The organism is Sphingomonas bacterium, assembly GCF_903643065.1.
GTDB lineage: Bacteria > Pseudomonadota > Alphaproteobacteria > Sphingomonadales > Sphingomonadaceae > Sphingomonas.
Genome location: NZ_CAHJWX010000261.1, coordinates 1 through 4136, shown reverse-complemented (window position 1 = coordinate 4136; position 4136 = coordinate 1). Strand labels below are relative to the sequence as shown.

Genomic DNA, 4136 nt, shown 5'->3' with positions numbered 1-4136 from the left:
GCTGGCGTGAGGGCGCTCGCCGCCCTCGCGCTGCTGGTGCCCGCCGCCGCGCAGGCGCAGGCCGATCGATGCGAGGTGCCCGCGCGCGTCGATCGGCCGCATCCCGAGCTGCCCACCGCCGACCAGCCGCAACGGCTGCTGCCGATCGGCGGCTACACGCTGGCGCTGACCTGGTCGCCCGAATATTGCCGGGGGCCGGGGCATGCGGAGCGGTCGAGCTTCGAATGCGGCGCCGCCAACCGGTTCGGCTTCACGCTGCACGGGCTGTGGCCCGACGGCGTGGGCAAGGACTGGCCGCAATATTGCCAATCGACCGAGCTGCTGCCCCCGCGCGTGATCCGCGCCAATCTGTGCGCCACGCCCTCGGCGCAGCTGCTCCAGCACGAATGGGCCAAGCACGGCACCTGCGTGCCCAGGGCGACCCCCACCAGCTATTTCGCGCGCTCGACCGGTCTGTACGGCAAGCTGCGCTATCCGGACATGGCCGCGCTGTCCCGCCGGCCGCTCACCGCCGGCGATCTCGCGACCGCGCTGGCCACCGCCAACCCGGGCCTGCCCGCGAGCGCCGTGCGGGTGACGACCAACCGCGACGGCTGGCTCGACGAGCTCTGGCTCTGCCTCGACACCCGCTTCCGCTACACACGCTGCCGCGCGGACAGCGGCGGAGTGTCGGCCGGGACGAGCGTCAAGCTATGGCGGGGGCGGCAGTAAACCTTCTCCCCTTGCGGGAGAAGGTGGCGCGCAGCGCCGGATGAGGGGTGCGGCGCGCAACGCCGCGCGACCCGGCAGGCGCCCCGTCAGAACAGCTCTCCCTGTGGCCCCGCCGGCGGGCGGAACAGGTCGCAGCGCAGGTCGATCCGCTCGCCGTTCAGCCCGTGCGCCCGGCAGGCGCGGTGAAAGCGCGCGCGGAGCAGGTCGGCCCAGGGTCCGCTGCCCCGCATCCGTGTGAAGAACGCCGGGTCGTTGTCGCGGCCCCCGTTCCCGTCGGCGCGCAAGGACTGGATCGTCGCCATCACCTTGCCCGCGCGCTCCGGGAAGTGCGTGTCGAGCCAGGCGCGGAACAGCGGCGCCACCTCCCACGGCAGCCGCACCGGGATGAAGAACGCGCGGCGCGCCCCAGCCTGCGCGGCACGGGCGATCAGCGCCTCCAGTTCGTGGTCAGTGATCGCGGGGATCACCGGCGCGATCGACACATATACCGGCACGCCCGCCTCGGCGAGCCGCCTGACCGCCGCCAGCCGCCGCGCCGGCGCCGGCGCGCGCGGTTCCAGCGTCATCGCGATCCGGGGATCGAGCGAGGTGATCGACACGCACACCGCCGCCAGCCCCTTCGCCGCCATCGGCGCCAGCACGTCCAGGTCGCGGGTGACGCGGTCGGACTTGGTGGTGATCGTCACCGGGTGATCGTGCTCGGCCAGCACCTCCAGCACCTGCCGAGTGACCCGCCAGCGATCCTCGATCGGCTGATAGGGATCGGTGTTGGTGCCCAGCGCCATCGGCCGGCAGTCATAGCCGCGCCGGCCCAGCTCCGCGCGCAGCAGCGCCGCCGCGCCGGGCTTGGCGAACAGCCGGCTCTCGAAATCCAGCCCCGGCGACAGGTCGTGATAGGCGTGGGTCGGCCGCGCGAAGCAATAGACGCAGCCATGCTCGCAGCCGCGATACGGATTGATCGAGCGGTCGAACGGCACGTCGGGCGAGGCGTTGCGGCTGATGATCGTGCGCGGGTGCTCGATCGTGACGGTGGTCCGCAGCGGCGGCGGGGCGCCGTCGACGTCCGCGCGCGCGTCCAGCCAGTCGCCGTCCGGCTCGGTCGCGGGCAGGCCGAAGCGCGTGCTCGCGCCGTTCAGCGTCGCTCCCCGGACCGCGCGAGTCTTGCCCATTGCAGAAGGCTAGCGCTCCCGTTAGAACATAGCAAGAACAGGAGGGCGGGTGATGGCACGGATCAATTATGTCGAGCTGCCGGTCGGCGACGTGCCGGCGGCGAGGGCGTTCTACGCGGACGCGTTCGGCTGGACGTTCACGGACTTCGGGGCCGACTATAGCTGCACGATGACGGGCGACGTCGATCTCGGCCTCAACGGCGACGCCGCGCAGGCGATCAGGCAGATCCTGCCGGTGATCGAGGTCGGCGATCTCGACGCGTGCCAGGCCTCAATCGAGGCGGCGGGCGGCCGCGTGACGCTGCCGATCTTCGCCTTCCCCGGCGGCCGCCGCTTCCACTTCGCCGATCCGCAAGGGCACGAACTGGCGGCGATGCAGGCGGGGTAGACCTCAGCGCTCGCGCAACCGCGGCATGAGCTCGACGAAGTTGCAGGGGCGGTGGCGGCTGTCGAGCTGGTCGCGCAGGATGCCTTTCCACGCGTCGCGCACCGCGCCGGTCGAGCCGGGCAGCGCGAACAGGTAGGTGCCGCGCGCCACCGCCGCGCAGGCGCGCGACTGGACGGTGGAGGTGCCGATCGTGGCATAGCTGAGCCAGCGGAACAGCTCGCCGAAGCCGGGGATCATCTTCTCGGCGACGCGCTCCATCGCCTCGGGGGTGACGTCGCGGCCGGTGACGCCGGTGCCGCCGGTCGAGATCACGCAATCCACCGAAGGGTCATCGATCCACCCCGTCAGCCGCGTGACGATCGCGTCCGCGTCGTCGCGCTCGATCGCGCGGTCGGCAAGGACGTGTCCCGCCCCGGTCGCCAGCGCGACCAGCGTGTCGCCCGAGCGATCGTCGGCGGGGCCGCGCGTGTCGGACACCGTCAATACCGCGAGGCGGACGGGCAGGAAGGCGCGGGACTCGTCGATCGGCATGCCGGCCCGCATCGGCCGCCCGACCGGCGCGGGCAAGCCCCGTCGGGCAAGATCGCTGGCCAGACGGCGAGTCCCGTGCTATCTCATAATGATCGCGGCATCCCCATCGTAGGCGCCCGCGGCTGAGAGACCCCGCGCGCTCCCGCTTACGACCGGGAGTTCCGTCGTGAACCTCATCACCACCCCCCATCGGTCCGTGACCGCTCGCCCGGCGTCCGGCCTGTGAGCTGGCGCGACGGCACCAGCGCGCTGCGTGACGAGGTCGCGACCTCGCGCGCGCTCAACCTCGACGCCGACGCGGCGACCGTGCAGGCGCTGTGCGCCAAGCAGGGCTGGGCGATCAGCGCGGTGGAGACACTGTTGTCCGGCGGCACGCGCGTGGTGATGCGCAACGGCGACGACGCCGCCCGGCTGCGCGTCAAGCTCAAGGCCAAGCTGATCAACGGCACCGTTCAACGCGCCGCCTGGGCCGCGCATCGCGGCGGCGCCTGACCGCCAGCGTCGTCCCGTTCAGACCGGACCCTGACCCGTTCGTGTCGAGCGAAGGCTCTCCCGAGCCTCGACGAGGGGTCGAGACACCGTACCAACTTGGCCCCTCGACCTCGCTCGGAACGAACGGGTATCAACACCTGACCAGGACAGGCCCTAGTCGGCGCCCACCGCTCCGGCCGGAACGCCCGCCCGCGCGGCGGTCCCCGGTCGCGCATCGACGCGCACCGCGCTCGCACCGGGCAGGCCGGGAAAGCGTGGCCAGAGCCCCTGCGTGAGCGCGGCGCGGCTGGGCGAGATCGCCTTGCCCGTCCGGCCCTCGTACATCCAATAGTTGCGCAGCACGGTCACCACATAGCCGCGCGTTTCCCAATAGGGGATGCTCTCGATCCACAGCAGCGGATCGCCGCCATCGCGCGCGGTCGCATTCCACGCGGCGAGCGGCCGCAGCCCGGCATTATAGGCGGCGATCACCTTGGGCAGCAGCCCGCCGGTCGCCTCGCCATCGCGCAGCCGCTCCAGCTGACGTTGCCCCAGCGCCATGTTGGTGGCCGGGCTCGCCAGCGCGGCGCGATCGGCCGGCGCGGTCCCGGTCTCGCGCGCCGCGTCGGTCGCCACCGCCGGCATGATCTGCATCAGGCCATAGGCGCCGGCCGGGCTGGCGACGCGGGTGCGGAACTGCGACTCCTGCAATGTATGCGCGTAGACCAGCGCGCGGTCGACGCGCCAGCCACCGGTCGGCACCCAGCTCGGCGCGGGATAGCGCGCGTCGACGTCGGGCGTGACGCCCGAGGGGCAGTTATGCGCCAGCCAGACGCTGGTCGCCGGCAGGTCCAGCGCCCCGGCCA

6 protein-coding genes are annotated in these 4136 nt (G+C 72.5%); 3 read left to right on the top strand and 3 right to left on the bottom strand.

The genetic code is table 11. The features are described 5' to 3' along the window. Positions 1-6: 6 nt before the first annotated feature. The gene (locus HUU95_RS09905; protein ID WP_174279966.1) at positions 7-711 is read left to right on the top strand and encodes a ribonuclease T2 family protein; all 705 of its coding nucleotides are present in this window, start codon (positions 7-9) and stop codon (positions 709-711) included. A gap of 86 nt (positions 712-797) precedes the next feature. Here HUU95_RS09905 and HUU95_RS09900 read toward each other — a convergent pair whose 3' ends face one another. After that, a complete protein-coding gene (locus HUU95_RS09900) occupies positions 798-1880 on the bottom strand; it encodes a PA0069 family radical SAM protein (RefSeq protein ID WP_174279964.1) in 1083 nt (360 codons plus the stop codon). A 52-nt stretch (positions 1881-1932) separates the two neighbouring features. On the opposite strand from HUU95_RS09900, the gene HUU95_RS09895 reads away from it, so the two are divergent. Then, positions 1933-2268, top strand: a complete 336-nt coding sequence (locus HUU95_RS09895; RefSeq protein ID WP_174279963.1) for a VOC family protein — start codon at positions 1933-1935, stop codon at positions 2266-2268. Positions 2269-2271: 3 nt separating this feature from the next. Here the strand turns inward: HUU95_RS09895 and moaB are convergent, their stop codons facing one another. Next, on the bottom strand, positions 2272-2799 hold the full coding sequence (gene moaB / locus HUU95_RS09890) for a molybdenum cofactor biosynthesis protein B (RefSeq protein WP_174279962.1): 528 nt from the start codon (positions 2797-2799) through the stop codon (positions 2272-2274). Between the two features lie 222 nt (positions 2800-3021). Between moaB and HUU95_RS09885 the strand changes: the two genes are divergently transcribed. Next, positions 3022-3291, top strand: coding sequence for a hypothetical protein (locus HUU95_RS09885; RefSeq protein ID WP_254602729.1), 270 nt, complete (start codon positions 3022-3024; stop codon positions 3289-3291). Between the two features lie 153 nt (positions 3292-3444). Here HUU95_RS09885 and HUU95_RS09880 read toward each other — a convergent pair. Then, positions 3445-4136, bottom strand: a 692-nt coding sequence (locus HUU95_RS09880; RefSeq protein WP_174279961.1) for a lytic transglycosylase domain-containing protein, incomplete at its 5' end; no start/stop codon positions are given.

Coding starts and splice junctions, on each gene's coding strand:
- HUU95_RS09895 (WP_174279963.1), top strand. CDS start 1,933: ATGGCACGGATCAATTATGTCGAGCTGCCGGTCGGCGACGTGCCGGCG.
- HUU95_RS09900 (WP_174279964.1), bottom strand. CDS start 1,880: ATGGGCAAGACTCGCGCGGTCCGGGGAGCGACGCTGAACGGCGCGAGC.
- moaB (WP_174279962.1), bottom strand. CDS start 2,799: ATGCCGATCGACGAGTCCCGCGCCTTCCTGCCCGTCCGCCTCGCGGTA.